Here is a 21176-nt window from a genome sequence, read left to right as displayed (position 1 = left end):
AGACCCATGACACTGCTCGATGCCGACACGACATACAGCCCGCCCGATGGCGAAGGTTCGGTGCAGGTCCAGCTCGACCCGCGCGACGCGATCAAGGGCGCCAAGGTCTTCGCCGTCTACGGCAAGGGCGGAATCGGCAAGTCGACGACGTCGTCGAACCTCTCCGCCGCCTTTTCCAAGCTGGGCCACAGGGTCCTGCAGATCGGCTGCGATCCCAAGCACGACTCGACGTTCACGCTTACCAAGAAGCTGATGCCGACGGTGATCGACGTGCTCGAGACCGTCGAGTTCCACACCGAGGAACTGCGGCCCGAAGACTACATGTTCGAAGGCTACAACGGCGTGATGTGCGTGGAAGCCGGCGGCCCGCCGGCGGGAACCGGCTGCGGCGGATACGTCGTCGGCCAGACGGTGAAGCTCCTGAAACAGCATCACCTCCTGGAAGACACCGACGTCGTCATCTTCGACGTCCTCGGCGATGTCGTGTGCGGCGGCTTCGCGGCCCCGCTCCAGCATGCGGAGCGCGCGCTGGTGGTGGCGGCCAACGATTTCGACAGCATCTTCGCGATGAACCGTATCGTCGCGGCGATCGGCGCGAAATCGCGCAATTACGACGTGCGGCTCGCCGGCGTGATCGCCAACCGCTCGGCGCAGACCGACGAGATCGACCGCTTCAGCGACGCCATCGGGATGAAGCGCCTTGCCCATTTCCGCGATCTCGATGCCATCCGCCGCAGCCGCCTGAAGAAATGCACGCTGTTCGAGATGGAGGACAGCCCCGAAGTCCTCGCGGCGCGCGCGGAGTATGTCCGGCTTGCGCAGCTTCTGTGGGACGGTGTCGATCCGCTCGCGGCGCAGCCGATGAAGGACCGAGACATCTTCGATTTCCTGGGGTTCGAATGATGGCCAGCCAGGCTCCACGCAGCACTTACGATCACCACCGCGATCGCCTCGCCGCCTACTTCGACGGCACGGCGCGCAAGGCATGGATCGACCTGACCTCCGACGCCAAGGTCGGCGGAATCCGCGCCACGGTTCGCGCCGGCCGCGACCGCATGCGCACGATGCTCCTCGACTGGTTGCCGCAGGACCTCAGGCGCACAAGCCTGCTCGATGCCGGGTGCGGAACCGGCGCGCTCAGTGGACAGGCCGCCTGCCGCGGTGCCGAAGTGACTGCGGTCGACATCGCGGCGGGCCTCGTCGCCATTGCGCGCGAGCGGACCCCGTCGTTCCTCGGGCATGGCCGGATCGACTGGCACGTGGGCGACATGCTCGATCCCGCGCTCGGCAGGTTCGATCACATCGTTGCGATGGACTCGCTGATCCATTACCCGCTTGACGAGATGGTGGCGACGATCGCCGCACTGGCCGACCGTTGCGAACGCTCGATCGCGTTCACCTTCGCACCGCACACTACGCTGCTCGGCGTCATGCACGGCATCGGGCAATTCTTTCCGCGGGGCAATCGCTCACCCGCGCTGGTGCCGGTTGCCGAGGACGCCCTGCGGCGGCGGCTCGAAACGCTTCCCGGTTGGGAGATCGCGCGCAGCGAACGCGTTGTCAGCGGCTTCTATACGTCGCACGCCATTGAACTGGTACGTCGCGGATGATCCGAGGCGCTCGCCTTGCCTCCAGATGGACCGGCGTTGCCAGCGCCTGGCTGCCGTTTGCCGATGCGGCGAGCCCCGACCTGCCGCTTTCGCGGCTGCTTCGCCTGTCGCTGTTCCAGATCAGCGTAGGCATGGCGACCGTGCTGCTCAACGGTACGCTCAACCGGGTGATGATCGTCGAGCTGAACGTGCCCGCATGGCTGGTCGCACTCATGCTCGCGATCCCGCTGCTCGCGGCGCCGTTCCGCGCGCTCATTGGCCACAAGTCGGATACGCACCGCTCGCTGCTCGGCTGGCGGCGCGTCCCCTACATCTGGTTCGGCAGCCTGCTGCAGTTCGGCGGTCTTGCCATCATGCCCTTCGCGCTGCTGCTGGTGGGCCGTCCCGGCGACTTCACCATCGGGGTGGTGGCCGGCTGCCTCGCATTCCTCCTCGCCGGAGCCGGCCTCCATACCACCCAGACCGCAGGGCTTGCTCTGGCGACCGACCTTGCACCCGCCGAAAAGCGCCCGCGCGCTGTCGCATTGCTCTACGTGATGCTGCTTGCCGGGATGATGGCGGCATCGTTCGCCATCGGGATGCTGCTCGCCGAATTCACGCCGACCCGCCTCGTCCAGGTGATCCAGGGGGCGGCGGTCCTGACCATGGTCCTCAACATGATCGCGCTGTGGAAGCAGGAAGCGCGCAGCGCGCAGGTCGCCGCCGCCGATACGCCCCGCCCGCCCTTCGCCGAAGTCTGGCGCACGTTCTCCAGTGCCCGGTCGACCGTTCGGCTGCTGGTGGCGGTCGGGATGGGCGCAGCGGCCTTCGCCATGCAGGACGCGCTGCTCGAACCCTTCGGCGGCGAGATACTCGGCATGTCGGTCGGCGCGACGACCGGGCTGACGGGAGCCTGGGCGCTGGGCGCGCTCGTCGGCTTCGCGCTATCGTCGCGCTGGCTCGATCGAGGGCTCGACGCGCTGAGAGTTGCGGGCTTCGGACTGCTACTGGGGACGGTCGCGTTCCTGTTCGTGATCCTTGCCGTCCCGTTTTCCGAAGCGGCGCTCCTTGTCCTGGGCGCGGTCCTCATCGGCGTTGGCGTCGGCATGTTCTCGGTCGGCACGCTGGTCGAGGCGATGAACCTCGGCGAGGACGGCTCCGCGGGCCTCGCGCTGGGCGCGTGGGGCGCGGTGCAGGCGACATGCGCCGGCCTTGGCATCGCGCTGGGCGGGATCATCCGCGACCTCGCCTCGCGCCATGCGGTCCACGACGGTTTCGGAGCGACCCTGGCCGACCGCGCGACCGGATACGGCACCGTCTACCTGATCGAGATCGCGTTGCTGCTGGCGACCCTGGCGGTGATCGGCCCGCTGGTGGGGCGCAATCGCATCGCGAATGGCAGCACCGGTCGCTTCGGGCTTACCGAGTTTCCCACATGAACGAGCGGGGAAGGATAGAGCAATGAGAGATGCATACGTAGTCGGCTCGATCGATGTCGCGGCACTGGCGTTCTACGCGTTCGTGCTGTTCTTCATCGCGCTGGTTTTCTACCTAAGGCGAGAGGACCGGCGAGAGGGTTATCCGCTGGAAGACGAATTCAGCGGCAGGCTCGAATCACCGGGAGGTCCGCTGCTGACGGCAGAAACCAAGACATTCGATCTGCCCTTCGACAAGGGCTCGGTGACGGCTCCGACCAAGGGCCGCGAGCCGGTCGACATCGCGGCAAGACGGCGCGAGAATTTCGCGGGCGCTCCCTACAGCCCGACGGGCGATCCGCTGACCGACGGCATCGGCCCCGCCGCGTTCGCGCTGCGAGCGCCCTGGCCGGATCTCGACGCTCACGGCGCACCGCGCATCGTTCCGCTGTCGATGGAGGACAGCATCGCCGTGGCGCACCGCAAGGACGATCCGCGCGGCAAGCCGGTGATCGGTGCCGACCGCGCCGTCGCCGGAACGGTCGCCGATCTCTGGGTCGATCGCGCCGAGCACCTTGTCCGCTACCTCGAGATCGATACCGGCACGGGCCGCGTCCTTGCACCGATGATGATGGCGGTGGTCAGGGACCGGGAAGTCGTGATCGATGCGGTCAACGCCGCCGATTTCGCACGGGCGCCCTACCCCGAAACTGCGGGACAGATCACCCGGTACGAGGAAGAGCGGGTCGCGGCCTTTTTCGGGGGCGGCTATCTCTATGCCAATTCCGGGAGGCAGGAACCGTGGCTGTAACGGAGCACGACCACGAGCCGGTTCGCGGCCTCCCCGGCGACCTTCCGGCCGGGGAAAGGATCCTGTGGCAGGGCTCGCCCGAACGCAGGTGCTTTGCCCACAGCGCCCTGTTCACGCGCTGGATTGCCGGTTATTTCGCGGTCCTCGTCGTATTCGCGCTCGTCTTCGGCAGCCCGCTGAGCGCGCTGGCGACCGCTGTTGCGGGGCTTTGCGCGATTGCCCTGATCCAGGGTTTCGCGGCGCTAGTCGCTAGGACCACGGTCTACACGATCACCAACCGGCGCATCGTGCTGCGTATCGGAGTTGCGCTTCCGACCTGCATCAACCTTCCGCTCAAGCTGATCGGAGCTGCCGACCTGCGTCCGCAAGGTCGCGATGTCGGCGACATCGCGTTGCGCCTGACCGGCAGGCACCGCATCGGCTATGCCGTCCTGTGGCCCCACGCGAGGCCCTTCCGCATCGGTGCACCACAACCCATGCTCCGCGCCGTTCCGGAGGCAGCGGAGGTAGCCGACATCCTTGCCCATGCCTGTGCAGCCGCGATGGCCAGCCAGCCGGCTCACGTCGGCGAGCACTCTGACGGCAGCGGGGTGGCAAACGGTCCTGCCGCCCGGCCCGCTCGCCAGGCTTCGGCCGCCGCGCCGAGGGAAACGGCAGTCGCATGAGCCATTCGCACGATCACGAAAACATCGTCTCACGTCCCGCGCTGGCGATGGCTGGCGCGGTCGTGGCGATCTCGCTCCTCCTCACCGCCGCCGTGAGCCTGGGCATCGCGGACCGTGAAGCGGTGCCTGCAGTCGAAAGGGCAAAGGCCGCCGTCGCGCCCGTCGAAACGCGCCTTCTCAATTTCACAGACCAGCCCGACGGATCGGTGCTCGTCAGCGATGCGAAAAGCGGCGAGGCGGTGGCCACGCTGGTCGGCGACAACGATGGCGGCGGGTTCGTCCGCGGCGTCATGCGCGGCCTCGCCCGCGACCGCCGCATGCGAGAAATCGGCGCAGAGCCGCCTTTTGCGCTGACTCTCTGGCAAAACGGCGCCGTGTCGCTGACCGACAGCGCAACCGGACGCGTGATCGAACTGGGCAGCTTCGGCCCCGATAACCGCGCGACGTTCCTTCGCTTCCTGTCGGCGGGAGACGCGTGATGGCCCGCCGGTCCTTCGACACACCTTGCCGGATCGCGATCGAACAGAGCGAGGCGCACTTTCATGCGCACGTGGAGCTTGCGGGCGATATCGAGATCGGACCTGGCGACCGCGTGCGCGTGCATGGCGAGCCTGTCCAGGTCCGCTTCGGCGAAACCATCGAATTCCAGCGAACCGCCACGGTCACGCGCGCAGGCCCGCTGCGCCGCGGATGGACGAGGCTGGCCGCCTACTTCGACCTTTCCGAACTTTACGAAGTGAGTTTCAATCCCGGGAGCCTGCGATGAACGCCCAGACGAAAATCGAAGCCGCGCCTGACACGATGGCGATGGCGCGCGAGAACACCGTCCTCAGCCCGCGCTTCTACACGACCGATTTCGACGCACTCGACGCCGTCGACGTATCGCCTGTTCGCGCCGAATGGGACGCGCTGATGGACGAGATGAAGAGCGATCCGAACAAGCGCCACTTCAAGCGCGACGAAAGCTTCGACGGGGTGATCGAACGCCTCGATCCCGAACTGCGACCCGAGTTCATCGACTTCCTCGTCAGCTCGCTCACCGCGGAATTCTCGGGCTGCGTGCTTTACGCCGAGATCGCCAGGCGCTCGAAGAATCCCGACGTCAAGCTGCTGTTCAAGCTCCTCGCACGCGACGAAAGCCGCCATGCGGGCTTCATCAACGAAACGCTGAAGGACGCGGGCATCGGCATCGACCTGGGCTTCCTGACGCGCACGAAGAAGTACACGTTCTTCAAACCGAAATTCATATTCTACGCGGTCTATCTGTCGGAGAAGATCGGATATTCGCGTTACATCACGATCTTCCGCCACCTGGCGAAGCATCCCGAGCACCGGTTCCACCCGATCTTCAACTGGTTCGAGGAGTGGTGCAACGACGAGTTCCGGCATGGCGAGGCCTTCGCCATGCTCATGCGCTCCGATCCCCGGCTGCTGACCGGCCTAAACAAGCTGTGGGTGCGGTTCTTCCTGCTTTCGGTCTACGCAACGATGTACGTGCGCGATCACGGCCGGCCCGCTTTCCACGCCGCGCTCGGCGTCGATCCTACCGAATACGACTACAAGGTCTTCTCAATCTGCAACCAGATCACCCGTCAGGTCTTCCCGGTCGAACTCGACATCCACGATCCGCGCTTTCGCAGGAACATGCACAAGCTCCTGAACGCCAGCCGCAAGATCGACGAGGGCAAGGCCCGGGGCGGCGTCGCGGGCGCCTGGCTCCGGATGACCGGCATGGGCGGCGCCGCCCTCAACTTCGCGCGCCTCTACTTCCAGCGGGCCAGGCCCAACGTTCTGCCCGAAACGATCAGGCTGCAGCCCGCGTGGTAAGCTGGAGCGGCCATATCCTGCCGGTCGTGGCGACGATTGCGACGTGGTTTCTCGCGACCGGGCTGATTGCCTGGATCGACAACCGCGAGCGTGGCACGTTCCCGCACAGCCTCATGCTTGCGGGGATCGGGGGCGTTGCCGGGCTCGTTGCCGTCTTCGCCTCTATGGGTTCGGCCACGCTGACGGGCGTCTATGCTTCCTTTGCCGGAGCCATCCTTATCTGGGCGTGGCACGAGGTCGGCTTCCTGACGGGCGCCGTGGCCGGCCCGAGGCGCGAGGGATGCGACCGCTCCGCCTCGACGAGGGGGCGCTTCTTCGCCGCGGCGTCGGCGCTGGCATGGCACGAGATCGCGCTGGCGCTGACCGCGCTCGTCCTGATCTCGCTCACCTGGACCGCGCCAAACCAGATCGGGGCGATGATCTTCCTGCTGCTTTTCGTCCTGCGGCTGAGTACGAAGATAAACATCTTCTTCGGCGTGCCCAACATGAGCACCGAGATCCTGCCGCCGCACCTTGACTACCTGCACAGCTATTTCGGGCCGCGCAGGCTCGGTCCCTTGCTGATCGCGTCGATCGCGGCCTGCCTCGCGCTGTCCGTGTGGCTCGGCTTCGCGGCACTGAGTGCGCCTTCCGGAAGCGCGGAGGCAGCGGGCGCAAGCCTGCTGTTCGCACTCGCCGCGCTCGGGACGCTCGAACACTTGTTTCTCGCATTGCCGTTCAGGGACGGCGCGCTCTGGCGCTGGGCGATACCCGCCCACAGGGCAGGGACAGTCACGGAACTATAAAGGAGGGGTGTCGACGATGGATTTCGAAGCCTATTTCAAGAGCGAACTCGACGCGGTCAGGGACGAAGGGCGCTATCGTATCTTCACCGAGATCGAGCGCCATCGCGGCGCCTTTCCGCACGCCACCCGTTATGTCGGGGACACCACGCAGGACGTGACCGTCTGGTGCTCCAACGACTATCTCGGCATGGGCCAGCACCCGGTCGTGATCGATGCGATGCACAAGGTTCTCGACGAGTGCGGCGCCGGCGCGGGCGGTACGCGCAACATCTCGGGCACGAACCACCACCATGTGCTCCTCGAACGCGAACTCGCCGATCTCCACCACAAGGAAGCGGCGCTGCTGTTCACTTCGGGCTATGTCTCGAACTGGGCGGGCCTCGGGACGCTCGCCAACCGAATTCCGGGCTGCGTGGTCTTCTCCGACGCGCTCAACCACGCGTCGATGATCGAGGGCATTCGCCATTCGCGCGCGCCTTACAAGATCTGGGAGCATAATTCGCCCGAGGGCCTCGACCGGCACCTTTCACAGTTCGGCCCCGAAGTTCCCAAGCTCGTCGCCTTCGAAAGCGTCTACTCGATGGACGGCGACATCGCCCCGATCGCCGAGATCCTCGATGTCTGCGAAGCTCACGGGGCGATGAGTTACATCGACGAGGTGCACGCCGTCGGCCTCTACGGGCCGCGTGGCGGCGGCGTGGCCGAGCGCGAGGGGCTGATGGACCGCATCACGGTGATCGAAGGCACGCTCGGCAAGGCCTTCGGTGTGATGGGCGGCTACATCGCTGCGTCGGAAAAGCTTTGCGATTTCGTGCGCAGCTTTGCCAGCGGCTTCATTTTCACCACCGCCCTGCCGCCCGCTCTCGCCGCTGGCGCCGCTGCATCGATCCGTCACCTGAAAGCCAGCAATGTGGAACGCGACCGCCAGAAGGACCGGGTGGCGACCGTCCGCCGCAGGCTGGACATGCTCGGCATTCCGCACTTGCCCAATCCCAGCCACATCATCCCGGTGATGGTGGGCGATGCGCACAAGTGCAAGCGGATCAGCGACTGGCTGATGGACAACCACGGCATCTACGTCCAGCCGATCAATTATCCGACGGTCCCGCGCGGGACCGAGCGACTACGCCTCACGCCCTCACCCGTGCACAGCGACGGCGACATCGACCGGCTGATCGACGCGCTCAGCGACATCTGGTCGCAATGTGAACTGGCGAGGCGCGCGATCGCGGCCTGACCAAAGGCAAGAAAAAGGGGCGGCTCCGACACCGGAACCGCCCCTTTTTCAGGTCCGCTCGAACCCGCTTACTGGCTCGAGTGACTTTCGAGGAATGCAATGATGTCGGCCCGGTCCTGCGCATTCGGCAGACCGGCGAAGGCCATCTTCGTGCCCGGGACGATACGCTGCGGGTTTTCCAGGTACTGGAAAAGCTTTTCCCTGGTCCAGGTGATCCCGCTGTTCGCATTGGCGGGAGAATACTGATATTCCGGAACTGTCCCGGCCTCGCGCCCGACGATACCGGCCAGCGACGGGCCGATGCGGTTCACGCCCGGTTCGACGACATGGCAGGTCTGGCACTTGATGAACACCTTCTCGCCGGCTTCCGCGGTACCGGTGAAGTTGGCCAGCTGCGTGCCATCCGTCGTCTCGGTATTGTCGGCGGCGGGAGCCTCTGCCGCGGCGCTTGCCGGAGCGGCAGGTTCGGGCGTCGCTTCCGCGGTGGTCGTGGTATCGGTTGCAGCCGGTTCGGTCTCTCCCCCACCGCAGGATGCGAGGAGCGCCGTAGCGGCGACGAGACCCAAATTCCGTCCAAAGCGTATCATCTGTTTCCCCTTCCCTACTTGGGAGATCGCGATGAATCTCCGCGTCGAGTAATCCACCCCGGCGCGGCACATGTCAAACGGCCACATGTCCGGACGCGTATTACCGGGCACCAACTCGCGATGGCGATCAAGGTTGCCGGAAACGAAAGCCCCCTCCGGATAAGGGAGGGGGCTTCATGCCGGAGCGAGGGACCACCCGCCCGGACCGAGAATACTTCGCGCTTCTTCAGCGCGCGGCCATGCGGGGCGCGTTGTCGCCGCGCGACGGCAGCGCCCCCGGCAGCGGCCGGTCCGCGGCGTAAGCGATGCAGCCGCCGCCGCGACGCTTGACGTCCGAGCAGAGGCCGGCAGCTTCCTTCCGATCGAAGCCGGCTGCCGCGACGCGCCAGTAGTTCTTGCCGCGCACAATGGCGGGCGTGATCGTCATTTCGTACTTGCGAAGCTCAGGGTTCTTCGCGGCGAAGATGTCCCATGCCTTGCGCGCGCGCGCCTCGCTGGAGAACGAGCCGAGCTGGACGAGATGCGTGCACTCTTCCTTGCCGCGAGCCGGTGCGTAGGACGCCTTGCTCACTTTCGCAGGGGCAGCGGCGCGGGTGAGGCGCGCGGTATTGGCCACGCGATCGCGCTGGACCGAGCGTTCGGGAAGCTGCTGTACCACCGGCCGGGACACGAAGCCCGGCTCGGCAGCGAGAACGGTTTCCGCGAAAGCCGCTTCGAACGAGGCAGGCCCGGCCTCGGCCACGGCTTGCGGCTTTTCGGCCAGTTCGGGGACCGGCGGCACGGCCGCGAAATCGGGGAAGACGTATTCCGGAGCATCGTCGCCGACTGCCGGAAGCTCACCGCCCGGCGCGGTGAAGGCGGGAGGGGCGGCCTCCGCCATTCGCGGCGCGGCAGGCGCGACATTAAGCGCCAGCGCCACCGGCTGCCCCGGGTCGGAACGAACCGGCGCGCCGAGCAGGCCGGCAACGCGGACGTTGTAGTCCTCGGGCCGGCCCGAACGCGCCCATTCACTGATCCGCGCGTCTAGCTGGTCGGCGGGTACGTCCTGCGCGGCCATCAGCCGCGCTTCGCGCCAGCGCCCGTCGAGCGCATAGGCATAGGCGAGGTTCTGGCGAAGCTTGGGCGAGTTGTCGCCGCCGCGAAGCGCTTCGGCAAGGACCGCAACGCCGCGATCTGTCTGACCTGCAAGGGCAAGGGCAAGGCCGAGATCGCTAGCCGGGATCGAATCGCGCCACTGGTCGAGGATTACGATCGCCTGGCGGTTCCTGCCCGCCCCGATGTCCGCAAGCGCCATGCCCAGCGCATTGCGCGGATCGGCGGCGCCGAGATCAATGGCATCCTGAAAGGTCGTCGCAGCCGAATCGAAGCGACCGGCCTGCAGGTATACCTGAGCAAGGGCCGAACGGGCGGCGGCATCGGCGGGCGTCTTTGCGACCGCCGCTTCGATTTTGGCGACCTCACGGTCTGCCTTGCTGTCCGACAAAGGCGCGGACGAGGCATGGCCGGTCGCGCTGTGCAACGACAGTCCGCTGGTGCAGCCTGCAACGAGCGCGGCGGCAAGCGCGGTACAGACGGCGTTTCGCACGGGTCCTGCCATCAGGCGATTGCTGGTCATCTCGGTACCCCCCATTCGAAATTCACTTCGGTTTGGCGACCTTCGCCGCGAGTTCGTCGACTTCGGGCAACTCGCGCAGGAACCTGTCGAGCGCTTCGGTCACGAGCTGCTGCGCGCTGCGGTTGGTCACGGTGCACGCAAGGCGCAGCCGCAAGTGCCGGTCCTCGTCCATGCGCAAGGTGAAAGCGGCGCGGCGGCCAAGCGAAAAGGCGCTTCGCCGCGGACGCAGATGCTTGAGAAGGCTTGCAGCCACGGATTCCTGCTGCTGCCGCACGACCGGCTTTTCCTCCGGCGGTTCGGCTTGCGGTTCGTCCTGGACACTGCCGTCGATGTTGACGACATCCGCGGAGCTTTCGCGGACCGGGTCTTCGTGTTCGTTTTCGTAGGTCTCGTCGGCGAAACCCATGTCGTTCCAGCCGAGGTCCTCACCCATGTCGAAGGCCGCGGACTGGTGGAACTGGTTGAGCGGCTGGACCCGCCGGCGCATTGCCGGCCGGGCGGCACCCTTGCGGGCCAGAAGGCCCGGCGAAAGGGACGCAAAGGAGCTTGCTTCGCCCATCGGTCCGGTCGCCTCAGGAGCCTACGACACGGCGACCGAAGCCGCCGGTCGGCCGATGGGCGCCGGGCGCGATTGTCTGTGCGGCGCTGGGCGCTGCAAAGACCGTACGGCGGAAATTCTTCTCCAGCCGGTCCGAAATGTAGTTCCAGAGAGAGGTAACCTCCTGCGCGGACCTGCCAGCGGGGTCGATCTCCATGACGGTGCGCCCGTCGATCATCGACGCGGCGAAATCGGTGCGGTGGTGCAAGGTGATCGGTGCGACGGTGCCGTGCTGCGACAGCGCAACGGCAGCTTCGGCAGTGATGCGCGCCTTGGGCGTCGCGGCATTGACCACGAAGATCAGCGGCTTGCCCGCGCGCTCGCAAAGATCGACGGTCGCACCCACGGCGCGCAGGTCGTGCGGGCTGGGCCGCGTCGGTACGACGATGAGTTCGGCGACCGAAATGACGCTCTGGATCGCCATCGTGATGGCAGGCGGCGTATCGATCACCGCCAGGCGGAAGCCCTGCTGGCGAAGAATCTGCAGGTCGTTTGCCAGCCGCGCCACGGTGGTCTGCGCGAACGCGGGCAATTCCGCCTCGCGCTCGTTCCACCAGTCGGCCAGAGATCCCTGCGGATCGATGTCGATCAGTACGACCGGCCCCGCGCCGGCGCGCTGAGCCTGCACGGCGAGATGTCCCGACAAGGTCGTCTTGCCCGAACCACCTTTCTGCGATGCCAATGCGAGAACGCGCAAAGCCTAGCCCCCCAAAAAATTACGCCGAACACAGTTCCGCTCGGGGACAGGGAATGCCGCAACGTTCCTAATTTTCGGTTAAAACCGGCCGGCGGGAGTTCCCGAACAAGCCGCATTTCGGGCATAAAGGCTTTGCTAACAGGTAGTTTACTATGCCAGTTAGGCAGCGGCAGCCCACGCTGCCGCCCGGTCGCGAAGATTTGGGGGCGGACTGATGACGCACTGGACAAAACCGATAAACCTGCTGGCAGCGGCCGTTGTGTGCGCGGCGCTGGCCTCTCCTGCGGTCGCGGACGTGAAGGACGGCGTCGATGCCTGGTCGCGCGGGGACTACAAGGCCGCAATCTCGCAATGGCGCGGCCCCGCCGAGCGCGGCGACGCGGACGCCCAGTTCAACCTGGCGCAGGCGTACAAGCTCGGACGAGGCGTGGACCGGGATCTCGCCAAGGCGGAGGACCTGTTTGGCAAGGCAGCGGCACGCGGGCACCTGCAAGCCTCGGACAACTACGGCCTCCTGCTGTTCGAACGGGGAGAGCGCGCGCGGGCGATGCCTTTCGTGAAGGCGGCGGCGGGGCGCGGCGATCCGCGCGCCCGCTACCTGCTCGGCCTTGCACACTTCAACGGCGACCTTGTCGAAAAGGATTGGGTGCGTGCCTATGCCCTGGTCAGCCTGGCCCAGCAATCGGGCCTGCCCCAGGCCGCGCCGGCCCTTGCCCAGATGGACGCGCACGTGCCGCTCGACCAGCGCCGCGAGAGCGTCGCGCTGGCCACGAAGCTGGCAGCCGAGGCCGAAGCCAACCGGCGCAGGCAAGTCGCGGCTGCCGAACTTTCCGGCACCGGATTGCACCTCGGCACGACCGGCGGCGGCCCTTCGGCAGCAATAACGGCGCAGGATGCAGTCGCGCAGGCAGCTCAGGCGGGTCGCGACGGATCGCCCGCATCGGCGGGGGCGGACTACACCCGGCCCAGGACGGCGTCGCGCGAGCGTGTGCCGCAAGTCGCAGGCATGCTCGACCAGGCGACACCCAAACCTGCTTCGAAACCCAAGCCCGCCCCGGCTCAGCCCAAACCCGTGCCGAAGCCCGCCGCCGCATCGCCGGCCGGTCCGTGGAACATCCAGCTGGGCGCGTTCGGCGTGGCAGGCAATGCCGACAGGATGTGGGACAAGGTGAAGGGCCGCGGCGAGGTGGCCGGTCGCGAAAAGGCGACGAAGCGCTCGGGCAACCTCACGCGCCTGCTGGCAAGCGGCTATGCTTCGCAAGGCGCGGCCAGCGATGCCTGTGCCAGCCTGAAGCGTGCCGGGATATCCTGCCTCGTCACGAAAGACTGACGGATTGGAACATGGTCCGCCGGACAGGGTCGTATCGCTCGACCTGATCCGGGGCGTGGCCGTGCTGGGAATCCTCGCGATCAACATCGCCGGGTTCGCCGGGCCAAGGGCGGCAACGTACGCGCCGCAGTTCCTCGGCTCCTTCGACGGTACGGACGCGATCAGCTACGGCGTCTTCCTCGTGCTGTTCGAAGGCAAGATGCGCGCGCTGTTCAGCATCCTGTTCGGCGCGAGCATGGCGCTCTTCGTCACGCGCATGGAGGAAGCGGGACGCGACGCGGCATGGCTGCAAGTCAAGCGGCTGACCTGGCTCGCCGTGTTCGGCTACCTGCATTTTGCGCTGCTATGGTGGGGCGATATCCTGTTCCTCTACGCCGTCTGCGGGTTCATTGCCCTTGCCTGCCTCTACGCCATGCCGCGCAGGCTGTGGCTGATCGCCCTGGCGATCTTCACGCTGTGGCAGGCGTACGGCACAGTCGTGCGCATCGAAATGGTTTCGTCCGAACTGGCCGTCCTCGACGGTACGGCCACCGCCGAGCAGGCATCGCTCGACGAGCGGGTCGACGACCTGCGCCGCAAGGGCATCGTACAGGACCGGGAGGCTGCTAGCCTCGGCTTCGTCGAACGGGCGGCGTACCGGCTATCCGAGGATGCGTCCTACCCCTTCCGGTCGGTCTTTACATCGATGGGAGAAGTCCTGCCGTACATGCTGATCGGGATCGCTCTCCAGCTTTCCGGCTTCTTCGGCGAGCGTCGGCGGGGAAGGCTTGTCGCGATAGCGGCAGCAGGACTGCTTCTCGGCGGGGTGCCGACCGTGCTCGCAGCGGTGCGAACGCTCGACCTCGGCTATCCGCCCGCCCTGATGGCGACGCTGACCGGGTATGCGTTATCGTTCCCGCACCTGCTGATGGCCATCGCCTACGCAGCGCTCCTCGTGCTCTTCGCAGAGCGCATCGCAACCGGCGCGCCGGGGCGATGGCTGATCGCGGCAGGGCGGATGGCGTTCAGCAACTACATTGCCACCAGCATCGTGATGACGGCGATATTCTACGGATGGGGCCTCGGGCTTTTCGGTCGGTTCGGGCATGCGGCGCTCGTGCCGTTCGTGCTATGTGGCTGGGGCGCGATGCTGGCATTTAGTGCCGCCTGGCTCCGGTACCACCGCCGTGGGCCGATCGAGTGGGCCTGGCGGTCGCTTGTCGACGGGAGGTTTTTGAAAAACAGGCGATAATCGCTATTGCGATTAATTCGCATAACCATATATTGCGCTTCGAGAGGAGCTTCGATGTACGTTTGCATCTGCAATGCGATTACCGAATCCGAACTGCGCAGCGCGGCGCGCCAGCACATTGGCGATGCCGAATCGCTATACACCTCGCTCGGCCGTCCCCCACAGTGCCGCCAGTGCCTCGAAGAAGCGGAGGACATCCTGGAAGAGGCGCGCTGCGACCGCCAATTGCCCGCCTGCCTGCCCAACTGACTTGGATTCCTGAGCCTGCAACCCCATAGTCTCTGGCAAGTGCAATGCCAGGAGAACGAAAATGCAGGGCGACAAGCAGGTCATCGACTTTCTGAACAAGGCGCTCCTCAACGAGCTGACCGCCGTCAACCAGTACTGGCTGCACTACCGGATGCTCGACAACTGGGGCGTCACCAAGCTCGCACGGTTCGAGCGCCATGAATCGATCGACGAGATGAAACACGCCGACATCCTGTCGGAACGCATCCTGTTCCTTGACGGGCTCCCCAACTTTCAGGCGCTCGGCAAGCTCAAGATCGGCGAGGACGTGAAGGAAATCCTCGAAGCCGACCTCGAGCTCGAGCACGAGGCGATCCCCCTCCTGCGCGAGGCCATCGCCCACTGCGAGCACGTGCGCGACTACGTCAGCCGCGAGATATTCGAGCGCATCCTCGAGAACGAGGAAGAGCACGTCGATTTCCTCGAAAAGCAGTTCGACCTGATCAAGCGCGTCGGGATCGAGAACTACATCCAGCTCAACAGCGACCCGGTCGAAGCCCACGAAAGCTGAGACCCGGGGACGGTTCAGTCCCGCTTGAAGGGATTCTTCGGACTCCTGAGCGTCAGCCTGATCGGCACCGCATCGAAGCCCAGCTCGCGGCGAATGCCGTTGACGAGGTATCTCCGGTAGCTTTCGGGCAGCATGTCGAGCCGCGTTCCGAACAGCACGAACCCCGGCGGGCGGGTCTTGGCCTGCGTGATGTAGCGCAGCTTGATCCGCTTGCCTCCCGGCGCGGGCGGCGGGTTTGCCGCGAGCGCATCGTCGAACCAGCGGTTTAGCGCCGACGTCGGCACGCGTTTCGACCAGGCTTCGCGAATGTCGAAGCCGGCGCGCAGCATATCGTCGAGACCCTTGCCGGTGCGCGCCGACACCGCGAGCAGCGGCACCCCGCGAACCTGCGCGAGCCCGTCGTCGAGCGCCTGCCGGATGCCGTTGAAAAGGCCCGAGGGGTTCTCGGCGATGTCCCACTTGTTGATCGCGATCATCAGCGCCCGGCCTTCCTCGAGCACCATCGAGGCGATCTTGAGGTCCTGGTGCTCCAGCCCCTTGGTCGCATCGAGCAGCAGGACGACCACTTCGGCGAAGTCTACCGCCCGCCGCGCATCGGCAACCGAAAGCCGCTCCAGCTTGTCGACCACGCGCGCCTTCTTGCGCATCCCGGCGGTGTCGATCAGCCGGACCTCGCGAACCTCGCCGGCCTTCTCGTCGCGCCAGGTCCAGTCGATGGCGATCGAGTCGCGCGTGATGCCGGCTTCGGGGCCGGTCAGCAGCCGCTCCTCGCCCAGCATGCGGTTGACGAGGGTCGACTTGCCGGCGTTGGGCCTGCCGACGATGGCTAGCTTGAGCGGGCCGAGGGGACGATCCTCGTCCGCGTCGATATCGACGATCGGCTTATCCGCCTCCCGCCCCTCGATATGCGGCAGCAGGGCCTCGAACAGGTCGGCGACGCCCTCGCCGTGTTCCGCGGAGATCGGCACCGGATCGCCGAGACCGAGCGCATAGGATTCGAGGATGCCGCTTTCGCCGGCCCTGCCCTCGGCCTTGTTGGCAAGCAGGATGACCGGCACCTGCGATCCGTGCAGCCAGCGGGCGATTTCCTCGTCGAGCGGCGTGATCCCCGCCCGCGCGTCGATCACGAACAGCGCGACGTCGGCGCCGGTCAGCGCAGCCTCGGTCTGGGCGCGCATCCGGCCCGGCAGCGATTGCGGATCGTCGTCCTCCCACCCGGCGGTATCGACGGCCTGGAAATCGAGGCCCAGCAGGTGCGCATCGCCGAACCGGCGATCCCGCGTGACGCCGGGCTGGTCGTCGACGAGCGCAAGCTTCTTGCCGACAAGCCGGTTGAACAGCGTCGACTTGCCGACATTGGGACGGCCGATGATGATGACTTGCGGCAACATTGCGCGAACGAGGTGGCGCTTGCCGGGAACAATGGCAAGTCGCGGTTTCGGATCAGTCCTTGCGCGCGACCGGAGGATCGTCGCCGAGATCCTCGTACCAGGCCTCGACCGGGCCCTGCAGCTTGATGGTCAGCGGCTGCCCGTGGCGGTCGGTGGTCTTGCCCGCCTGGACGCGCACCCAGCCTTCGGAAATGCAGTATTCCTCGATATTCGTGCGCACCGTGCCCTTGAAGCGGATTCCGATGCCGCGCTGCAGCTTCCCGGCATCGAAATGCTTGCTGCGCGGATTGATCGCCAGGTGATCGGGCGGCACGTCGGGGCCGGTCTGGTTGTCGTCGCTCATGGCACGCGCCCTTAGGCGATACTCCCCGCTTGTCAATCGGGACGCTTTGGCCTAAGCGCGCTGCCTTCGCTCAAGCGAGCGGGCGCGTAGCTCAGTGGTAGAGCACACCCTTCACACGGGTGGGGTCGCAAGTTCAATCCTTGCCGCGCCCACCATTTCGCGAAATTCGCCGAAATCCCGAGACAGCGCAATTTCATGGCGAAACGCGTGCACTGGCGCGTTGAAAGGCGCGGCGCGAACGGGCATAGGCGCGCCCTATGCACGACATCCGCCTGATCCGAGACGACCCCGAAGCATTCGATGCCGCACTTGCCCGGCGTGGGGTCACGCTGGAATCTGCGAACCTGCAATCGTGGATACCCATCGAGCATCACAAGACATTGTCGGATCTGATTTTAGATCATGACAAGACTATACGTGCGTCGAAGACGAAGACTCAGGAACTACAATCCCGGATCAAGGCCGAGTCCAAGAATTTCGGTCAGATCAAGGCGCAGTTCTCGAAGTCATCGCCTGATGGTCTCGTCGGTGGTATGACCTTGGAAGCGCATCAAACCATACTCAAGGACACCGTCGATCAATTCAAAGCGGAAATGTCGGCTCATGAAGAGTATCTAACTTCCGCCGAGAAAAGTCTCGATGACATCCTCGCCGGGCTGCCCAACCTGCCGGCACCCGAAGTGCCCGATGGCGCGGACGAGGATGCGAATGTCGAGGTCTCGCGCTGGGGCACGCCGCGCGAGTTCGATTTCGAGCCGAAGGAGCATGCCGACATCGGCCCCGCCCTAGGCCTCGATTTCGAGACGGGCGCGGCGATATCGGGTGCGCGCTTCACCTTCCTGCGCGGCCAGATGGCGCGGCTCAACCGCGCGCTCGGGCAGTTCATGCTCGACATGCAGACGCGCGAGAATGGTTACGTCGAATGCGCCCCGCCGCTGCTGGTGCGCGACGAGGCGGTGTTCGGCACCGGACAGCTGCCGAAGTTCGCGGATGACCTTTTCCGGACCACCGATGGCCGCTGGCTCATCCCGACCGCCGAGGTCTCGCTGACCAACGCGGTGCGCGAGCAGATCCTGTCGCCCGAAGCCTTGCCATTGCGGATGACCGCGCTCACCCCGTGCTTCCGCTCCGAGGCGGGCGCGGCGGGCAAGGACACGCGCGGGTTCATCCGCCAGCACCAGTTCGACAAGGTCGAGCTCGTCACGGTCTGCATGCCCGGAGAAAGCGAGGCCGAGCACGACAGGATGACGGCGGCCGCCGAGTCGATCCTGCAGGCGCTCGAACTGCCCTATCGCAAGATGCTGCTGTGCGCGGGCGACATGGGCGCGACCGCGCGCAAGACCTTCGACCTCGAGGTGTGGTTGCCCGGCCAGGGCGCCTTCCGCGAGATTTCGAGCATCTCGCAATGCGGTGCCTACCAGGCGCGGCGGATGAACGCGCGGTACCGGCCCGAGGGACAGAAGGGCACCGAGTTCGTCCACACGCTCAACGGATCGGGGCTGGCGGTCGGGCGCACGCTCGTCGCGATCCTCGAGAACGGGCAACAGGCCGACGGCTCGGTGGTTGTTCCGGAGGCCCTGCGGTCTTACGCGGGCGGAATGGAAAAGCTGGAGCCCGCCGCCTGATGCGCATCCTCATCACCAACGACGACGGCATCAACGCGCCGGGCATCTACGTTCTCGAGAAGATCGCGGCGACGCTTTCGGACGATATCTGGATCGTCGCCCCGGCAGAGGAACAGTCGGGCACCGGGCATTCGCTCACGCTGACCCGCCCGGTTCGCCTTCGCCGCCATGCCGAGCGACGCTTCTCGGTCACCGGCACGCCGACAGACGCCGTCACGATGGCGCTCAAGAAGGTCATGCCCGAGCGGCCCGACCTGATCCTGTCGGGCGTGAACCGGGGCGCGAATCTTGGCGACGACATCACTTATTCGGGCACGGTTTCCGCCGCGTTCGAGGGTGCGCTGGCGGGTATCCGGTCGATCGCGCTCAGCCAGGTCTACTCGAAGGAGGGCATCGGCAACGAGGTTTCCTTCGCCGCTGCCGAAGCGTGGGGCGAAAAGGTGCTGCGTCCGCTCATCGAGAGGCCTTTTGCCGAACGCACGCTCGTCAACGTCAATTTCCCGCCGGTCGCGCCGGACAAGGTGCAGGGCATCCGCGTGGTACGGCAGGGCTTTCACGACTACGCGCGCGGCTCGATCGTCGAGGGCACCGACCCGCGCGGCTTCGACTATTACTGGTTCGGCCTTCACGGCATCGAGCAGACCCCCGGTCACGAAACCGACCTCGAGGCAATCGCCGACGGCTTCGTGTCGGTGACGCCGCTGACGCTGGACTTCACGCACCGGGAATCGCTTCCCGGCCTGACGGATTGCTATCGGCAGTGAAACCGCCGGTCATCCTGCTTCCGGCACTGGCGCCGCTGCTGATCGCGGCGAACGAGCCGCTTTCGCCGGAAGAGGAAACCGAACACGTCGTCGTCGCGGGCGAAACCCTCGGCGGCATAGCCAATCGCGCGAAGGTCCCGCGCGTTCTCATCGCCGAAGCGAACGGCCTCGAGCCTCCTTATGTCATCCGCGTCGGAGAGACGCTGAAGATTCCGCGAACGCAACACCACACGGTGGAGCGGGGCGAGACCGGACTCGGCATCGCCAGCCGCTACGGCGTTCCGTGGAAGGATATCGTCGTTGCCAACGACCTCGATCCGGAGGCTCCGATCCTGGTCGGGCAGGTCCTGCTGATCCCGACCCTGATCGAACCGCCCAGGCCGGCGCAGGATGCACGGGCCGTGCTGCCTCCGGAGCCGCGGTTCGCCTGGCCGATCGAAGGCTCGATCCGCCGGTCGTTTCGCCCGCGCGGCCAGCGCAACTATCATGACGGAATCGACATCCGCGCGCGCCGCGGCACCGCGGTCCGGGCGAGCGAGGCGGGCACGGTCATCTTCGCGGGCAAGGAAAAGCACCAGTTCGGCAACCTCGTCGTCATCGATCATGGCGGTGACTGGCACACCGCATACGGCTTTCTCCTGCGCATCACGGTGCGGAAGGGCGAACGCGTCGAAAAGGGCGAGCGGATCGGCCTGGTCGGCAACACCGGCAAGGCCCGCGGCGACGAACTGCACTTCGAAGTGCGCAAGGACGCGGCGGCGGTCGATCCGATGGACGAACTGGCCGGCCGCCCGTGAAGAGCGTTCCGCCGCGCAAGCGCAAGTCGCCCCGCTTCCAGCCGCTTCGCCGCCGCGTGAGCCTGCCCGTCTGGGCCGACGTGGTGATCCGCCTGTCGGCAGCGATCGGCCTCGTCTTCCTGGTGGTCATGGTCCACTGGTGGGACCGCGGCGGACTGATCGATGCGCACGACGGCGAAGTCACCTTCCTCGACGTCGTATACTTCACGATGATCTCGATCACGACCACGGGCTTCGGCGACATCGCGCCCGTGAGCGACCGCGCCCGCCTCGTCGAGGCGATCATCGTGACGCCGATCCGCATCCTGGTGCTCTTCATATTCGTCGGCACCGCCTATAACTTCATCATCAAACGCAGCTGGGAGAAATGGCGCATGGCCCGCATCCAGGAGAGGCTGACCGACCATATCGTGGTCCTGGGCTTCGGCGTCAGCGGCTCGAACTCGGTCCTCGAACTCATCGAACGCGGCACCGACCCGCACTGCATCGTCGTGCTCGATCCCGACGAGAACAGGCTGGCCGAGGCCGAGGCGCTGGGCTGCAACATCATCCAGGGCGACGCGACCCGGGACGAGACGCTGATCGCGGTGCGCATCTCTCGCGCACGCTCGGTGCTCGTGTCGGCCGGGCGCGACGATACCTCGATCCTCATCGTGCTGACCGTACGGCACCTTGCGCCGACCGTGCCGATCAGCGCAGTCGTCCGCGCCGAGGACAACGAATTGCTGGCCCGTCAGGCAGGCGCGGACAATGTCATCAACCCCGTACGCTTCACCGGCCTGCTGCTGGCGGGTTCCGCCGAGGGCAAGCACATCTCGGACTACCTTGCCGACCTCGCCTCGATCTCGGGCCGCGTCCAGCTTGTCGAGCGCAGGATCCAGCCCGAGGAAATCGGTCGTTCGATCGACGACCTGGCATCGGGCGGCAAGGGCCTGCGCATCTATCGCCAGGGCAAGGCGGTGGGCTTCTGGGAAGACCGCGCCCAGTCACTCGAGGAGAACGACGTTATCGTCGAAATCCTGCCGACCTGTTCGGACCTTCCCGACGAGGCCGGCACCATCCGGGCCTGA

General features: G+C 66.0%; 24 protein-coding genes and 1 tRNA gene. 19 read left to right on the top strand and 6 right to left on the bottom strand.

Annotated features, from left to right (window positions below):
- Window positions 1–6: 6 nt before the first annotated feature.
- Genes bchL through hemA form a run of 10 tightly spaced genes read left to right on the top strand, consistent with a single transcriptional unit; the run spans window position 7 to window position 8329 of the window.
- Window positions 7–903: a ferredoxin:protochlorophyllide reductase (ATP-dependent) iron-sulfur ATP-binding protein gene (gene bchL, locus FHS75_RS13495; RefSeq protein WP_179408224.1), complete on the top strand. Its 897-nt coding sequence runs from the start codon at window positions 7–9 to the stop codon at window positions 901–903.
- Complete coding sequence (gene bchM / locus FHS75_RS13490) at window positions 903–1610, top strand: magnesium protoporphyrin IX methyltransferase (protein WP_179408426.1); 708 nt, start codon at window positions 903–905, stop codon at window positions 1608–1610. Before bchL ends, bchM begins: the two co-directional genes overlap by 1 nt.
- Window positions 1607–3028 (top strand): BCD family MFS transporter, encoded by a 1422-nt coding sequence (locus FHS75_RS13485; RefSeq protein WP_179408223.1) that lies wholly within the window; start codon window positions 1607–1609, stop codon window positions 3026–3028. Before bchM ends, FHS75_RS13485 begins: the two co-directional genes overlap by 4 nt.
- 22 nt (window positions 3029–3050) lie before the next feature.
- On the top strand, window positions 3051–3815 hold the full coding sequence (gene puhA, locus FHS75_RS13480) for a photosynthetic reaction center subunit H (RefSeq protein ID WP_179408222.1): 765 nt from the start codon (window positions 3051–3053) through the stop codon (window positions 3813–3815).
- Window positions 3806–4480, top strand: a complete 675-nt coding sequence (gene puhB / locus FHS75_RS18115) for a photosynthetic complex putative assembly protein PuhB (RefSeq protein WP_179408221.1) — start codon at window positions 3806–3808, stop codon at window positions 4478–4480. The genes puhA and puhB overlap by 10 nt, the downstream gene beginning before the upstream one ends.
- Window positions 4477–4959: a photosynthetic complex assembly protein PuhC gene (gene puhC, locus FHS75_RS13470; RefSeq protein WP_179408220.1), complete on the top strand. Its 483-nt coding sequence runs from the start codon at window positions 4477–4479 to the stop codon at window positions 4957–4959. The genes puhB and puhC overlap by 4 nt, the downstream gene beginning before the upstream one ends.
- The gene (locus tag FHS75_RS13465; RefSeq protein ID WP_179408219.1) at window positions 4959–5246 is read left to right on the top strand and encodes a hypothetical protein; all 288 of its coding nucleotides are present in this window, start codon (window positions 4959–4961) and stop codon (window positions 5244–5246) included. Before puhC ends, FHS75_RS13465 begins: the two co-directional genes overlap by 1 nt.
- Window positions 5243–6307, top strand: a complete 1065-nt coding sequence (acsF, locus tag FHS75_RS13460; RefSeq protein ID WP_179408218.1) for a magnesium-protoporphyrin IX monomethyl ester (oxidative) cyclase — start codon at window positions 5243–5245, stop codon at window positions 6305–6307. The genes FHS75_RS13465 and acsF overlap by 4 nt, the downstream gene beginning before the upstream one ends.
- Entirely contained in the window at window positions 6301–7092 is a 792-nt protein-coding gene (gene puhE / locus FHS75_RS13455; RefSeq protein WP_179408217.1) for a putative photosynthetic complex assembly protein PuhE, read from the top strand. Before acsF ends, puhE begins: the two co-directional genes overlap by 7 nt.
- A 16-nt stretch (window positions 7093–7108) precedes the next feature.
- Window positions 7109–8329 carry a 5-aminolevulinate synthase gene (hemA, locus tag FHS75_RS13450; protein WP_179408216.1) on the top strand — a complete coding sequence of 407 codons (1221 nt, stop codon included), beginning with the start codon at window positions 7109–7111 and terminating at the stop codon, window positions 8327–8329.
- A 68-nt stretch (window positions 8330–8397) separates the two neighbouring features.
- Here the strand turns inward: hemA and FHS75_RS13445 are convergent, their stop codons facing one another.
- The 4 genes from FHS75_RS13445 to FHS75_RS13430 all read right to left on the bottom strand — a co-directional run bounded on the left by FHS75_RS13445 (window position 8398) and on the right by FHS75_RS13430 (window position 11826).
- Complete coding sequence (locus tag FHS75_RS13445) at window positions 8398–8916, bottom strand: c-type cytochrome (RefSeq protein ID WP_179408215.1); 519 nt, start codon at window positions 8914–8916, stop codon at window positions 8398–8400.
- A gap of 226 nt (window positions 8917–9142) precedes the next feature.
- A complete protein-coding gene (locus FHS75_RS13440; protein WP_229735613.1) occupies window positions 9143–10531 on the bottom strand; it encodes an SPOR domain-containing protein in 1389 nt (462 codons plus the stop codon).
- Window positions 10532–10553: 22 nt separating this feature from the next.
- A complete protein-coding gene (locus tag FHS75_RS13435) occupies window positions 10554–11090 on the bottom strand; it encodes a hypothetical protein (protein WP_179408214.1) in 537 nt (178 codons plus the stop codon).
- Window positions 11091–11103: 13 nt separating this feature from the next.
- Window positions 11104–11826 (bottom strand): ParA family protein, encoded by a 723-nt coding sequence (locus tag FHS75_RS13430; protein ID WP_179408213.1) that lies wholly within the window; start codon window positions 11824–11826, stop codon window positions 11104–11106.
- Window positions 11827–12040: 214 nt separating this feature from the next.
- Here FHS75_RS13430 and FHS75_RS13425 point away from each other — a divergent pair, with 214 nt between their 5' ends.
- The 4 genes from FHS75_RS13425 (at window position 12041) to bfr (ending at window position 15186) form a co-directional block, all read left to right on the top strand.
- A complete protein-coding gene (locus tag FHS75_RS13425; protein WP_179408212.1) occupies window positions 12041–13156 on the top strand; it encodes an SPOR domain-containing protein in 1116 nt (371 codons plus the stop codon).
- Between the two features lie 4 nt (window positions 13157–13160).
- On the top strand, window positions 13161–14387 hold the full coding sequence (locus FHS75_RS13420; RefSeq protein ID WP_179408211.1) for a DUF418 domain-containing protein: 1227 nt from the start codon (window positions 13161–13163) through the stop codon (window positions 14385–14387).
- A 54-nt stretch (window positions 14388–14441) separates the two neighbouring features.
- Window positions 14442–14636, top strand: a complete 195-nt coding sequence (locus FHS75_RS13415; RefSeq protein WP_179408210.1) for a (2Fe-2S)-binding protein — start codon at window positions 14442–14444, stop codon at window positions 14634–14636.
- 61 nt (window positions 14637–14697) lie between these two features.
- On the top strand, window positions 14698–15186 hold the full coding sequence (bfr, locus tag FHS75_RS13410) for a bacterioferritin (RefSeq protein ID WP_179408209.1): 489 nt from the start codon (window positions 14698–14700) through the stop codon (window positions 15184–15186).
- Window positions 15187–15200: 14 nt separating this feature from the next.
- On the opposite strand, the gene der is transcribed toward bfr, so the two are convergent.
- Together der and FHS75_RS13400 are read right to left on the bottom strand one after the other, a co-directional pair.
- The gene (der, locus tag FHS75_RS13405; RefSeq protein ID WP_179408208.1) at window positions 15201–16577 is read right to left on the bottom strand and encodes a ribosome biogenesis GTPase Der; all 1377 of its coding nucleotides are present in this window, start codon (window positions 16575–16577) and stop codon (window positions 15201–15203) included.
- A gap of 52 nt (window positions 16578–16629) precedes the next feature.
- Window positions 16630–16920, bottom strand: a complete 291-nt coding sequence (locus FHS75_RS13400) for a DUF3297 family protein (protein ID WP_179408207.1) — start codon at window positions 16918–16920, stop codon at window positions 16630–16632.
- Between the two features lie 80 nt (window positions 16921–17000).
- Between FHS75_RS13400 and FHS75_RS13395 the strand changes: the two genes are divergently transcribed.
- The 5 genes from FHS75_RS13395 (at window position 17001) to FHS75_RS13375 (ending at window position 21176) form a co-directional block, all read left to right on the top strand.
- A tRNA-Val gene (locus FHS75_RS13395) sits at window positions 17001–17075 on the top strand.
- A gap of 102 nt (window positions 17076–17177) precedes the next feature.
- On the top strand, window positions 17178–18545 hold the full coding sequence (gene serS, locus FHS75_RS13390; RefSeq protein WP_179408206.1) for a serine--tRNA ligase: 1368 nt from the start codon (window positions 17178–17180) through the stop codon (window positions 18543–18545).
- Complete coding sequence (surE, locus tag FHS75_RS13385) at window positions 18545–19309, top strand: 5'/3'-nucleotidase SurE (RefSeq protein ID WP_179408205.1); 765 nt, start codon at window positions 18545–18547, stop codon at window positions 19307–19309. The genes serS and surE overlap by 1 nt, the downstream gene beginning before the upstream one ends.
- Window positions 19306–20106, top strand: coding sequence for a M23 family metallopeptidase (locus FHS75_RS13380; protein WP_229735612.1), 801 nt, complete (start codon window positions 19306–19308; stop codon window positions 20104–20106). The genes surE and FHS75_RS13380 overlap by 4 nt, the downstream gene beginning before the upstream one ends.
- Window positions 20103–21176, top strand: a complete 1074-nt coding sequence (locus FHS75_RS13375; RefSeq protein WP_179408204.1) for a potassium channel family protein — start codon at window positions 20103–20105, stop codon at window positions 21174–21176. Before FHS75_RS13380 ends, FHS75_RS13375 begins: the two co-directional genes overlap by 4 nt.

It is taken from the genome of Novosphingobium marinum (genome assembly GCF_013408095.1).
Lineage (GTDB): Bacteria > Pseudomonadota > Alphaproteobacteria > Sphingomonadales > Sphingomonadaceae > Novosphingobium > Novosphingobium marinum.
This window is presented reverse-complemented; position numbering and strand designations above follow the sequence as displayed.

Bases quoted from the DNA above. Each gene is read 5' to 3' on its own strand.
- puhC (WP_179408220.1), top strand. From the start codon at position 4,477: ATGAGCCATTCGCACGATCACGAAAACATCGTCTCACGTCCCGCGCTG.
- serS (WP_179408206.1), top strand. From the start codon at position 17,178: ATGCACGACATCCGCCTGATCCGAGACGACCCCGAAGCATTCGATGCC.
- surE (WP_179408205.1), top strand. From the start codon at position 18,545: ATGCGCATCCTCATCACCAACGACGACGGCATCAACGCGCCGGGCATC.
- FHS75_RS13400 (WP_179408207.1), bottom strand. From the start codon at position 16,920: ATGAGCGACGACAACCAGACCGGCCCCGACGTGCCGCCCGATCACCTG.
- bchM (WP_179408426.1), top strand. From the start codon at position 903: ATGGCCAGCCAGGCTCCACGCAGCACTTACGATCACCACCGCGATCGC.
- der (WP_179408208.1), bottom strand. From the start codon at position 16,577: ATGTTGCCGCAAGTCATCATCATCGGCCGTCCCAATGTCGGCAAGTCG.
- FHS75_RS13485 (WP_179408223.1), top strand. From the start codon at position 1,607: ATGATCCGAGGCGCTCGCCTTGCCTCCAGATGGACCGGCGTTGCCAGC.
- acsF (WP_179408218.1), top strand. From the start codon at position 5,243: ATGAACGCCCAGACGAAAATCGAAGCCGCGCCTGACACGATGGCGATG.
- FHS75_RS13465 (WP_179408219.1), top strand. From the start codon at position 4,959: ATGGCCCGCCGGTCCTTCGACACACCTTGCCGGATCGCGATCGAACAG.
- bchL (WP_179408224.1), top strand. From the start codon at position 7: ATGACACTGCTCGATGCCGACACGACATACAGCCCGCCCGATGGCGAA.
- puhA (WP_179408222.1), top strand. From the start codon at position 3,051: ATGAGAGATGCATACGTAGTCGGCTCGATCGATGTCGCGGCACTGGCG.
- hemA (WP_179408216.1), top strand. From the start codon at position 7,109: ATGGATTTCGAAGCCTATTTCAAGAGCGAACTCGACGCGGTCAGGGAC.
- FHS75_RS13415 (WP_179408210.1), top strand. From the start codon at position 14,442: ATGTACGTTTGCATCTGCAATGCGATTACCGAATCCGAACTGCGCAGC.
- FHS75_RS13440 (WP_229735613.1), bottom strand. From the start codon at position 10,531: ATGACCAGCAATCGCCTGATGGCAGGACCCGTGCGAAACGCCGTCTGT.
- FHS75_RS13425 (WP_179408212.1), top strand. From the start codon at position 12,041: ATGACGCACTGGACAAAACCGATAAACCTGCTGGCAGCGGCCGTTGTG.
- FHS75_RS13435 (WP_179408214.1), bottom strand. From the start codon at position 11,090: ATGGGCGAAGCAAGCTCCTTTGCGTCCCTTTCGCCGGGCCTTCTGGCC.
- FHS75_RS13445 (WP_179408215.1), bottom strand. From the start codon at position 8,916: ATGATACGCTTTGGACGGAATTTGGGTCTCGTCGCCGCTACGGCGCTC.
- bfr (WP_179408209.1), top strand. From the start codon at position 14,698: ATGCAGGGCGACAAGCAGGTCATCGACTTTCTGAACAAGGCGCTCCTC.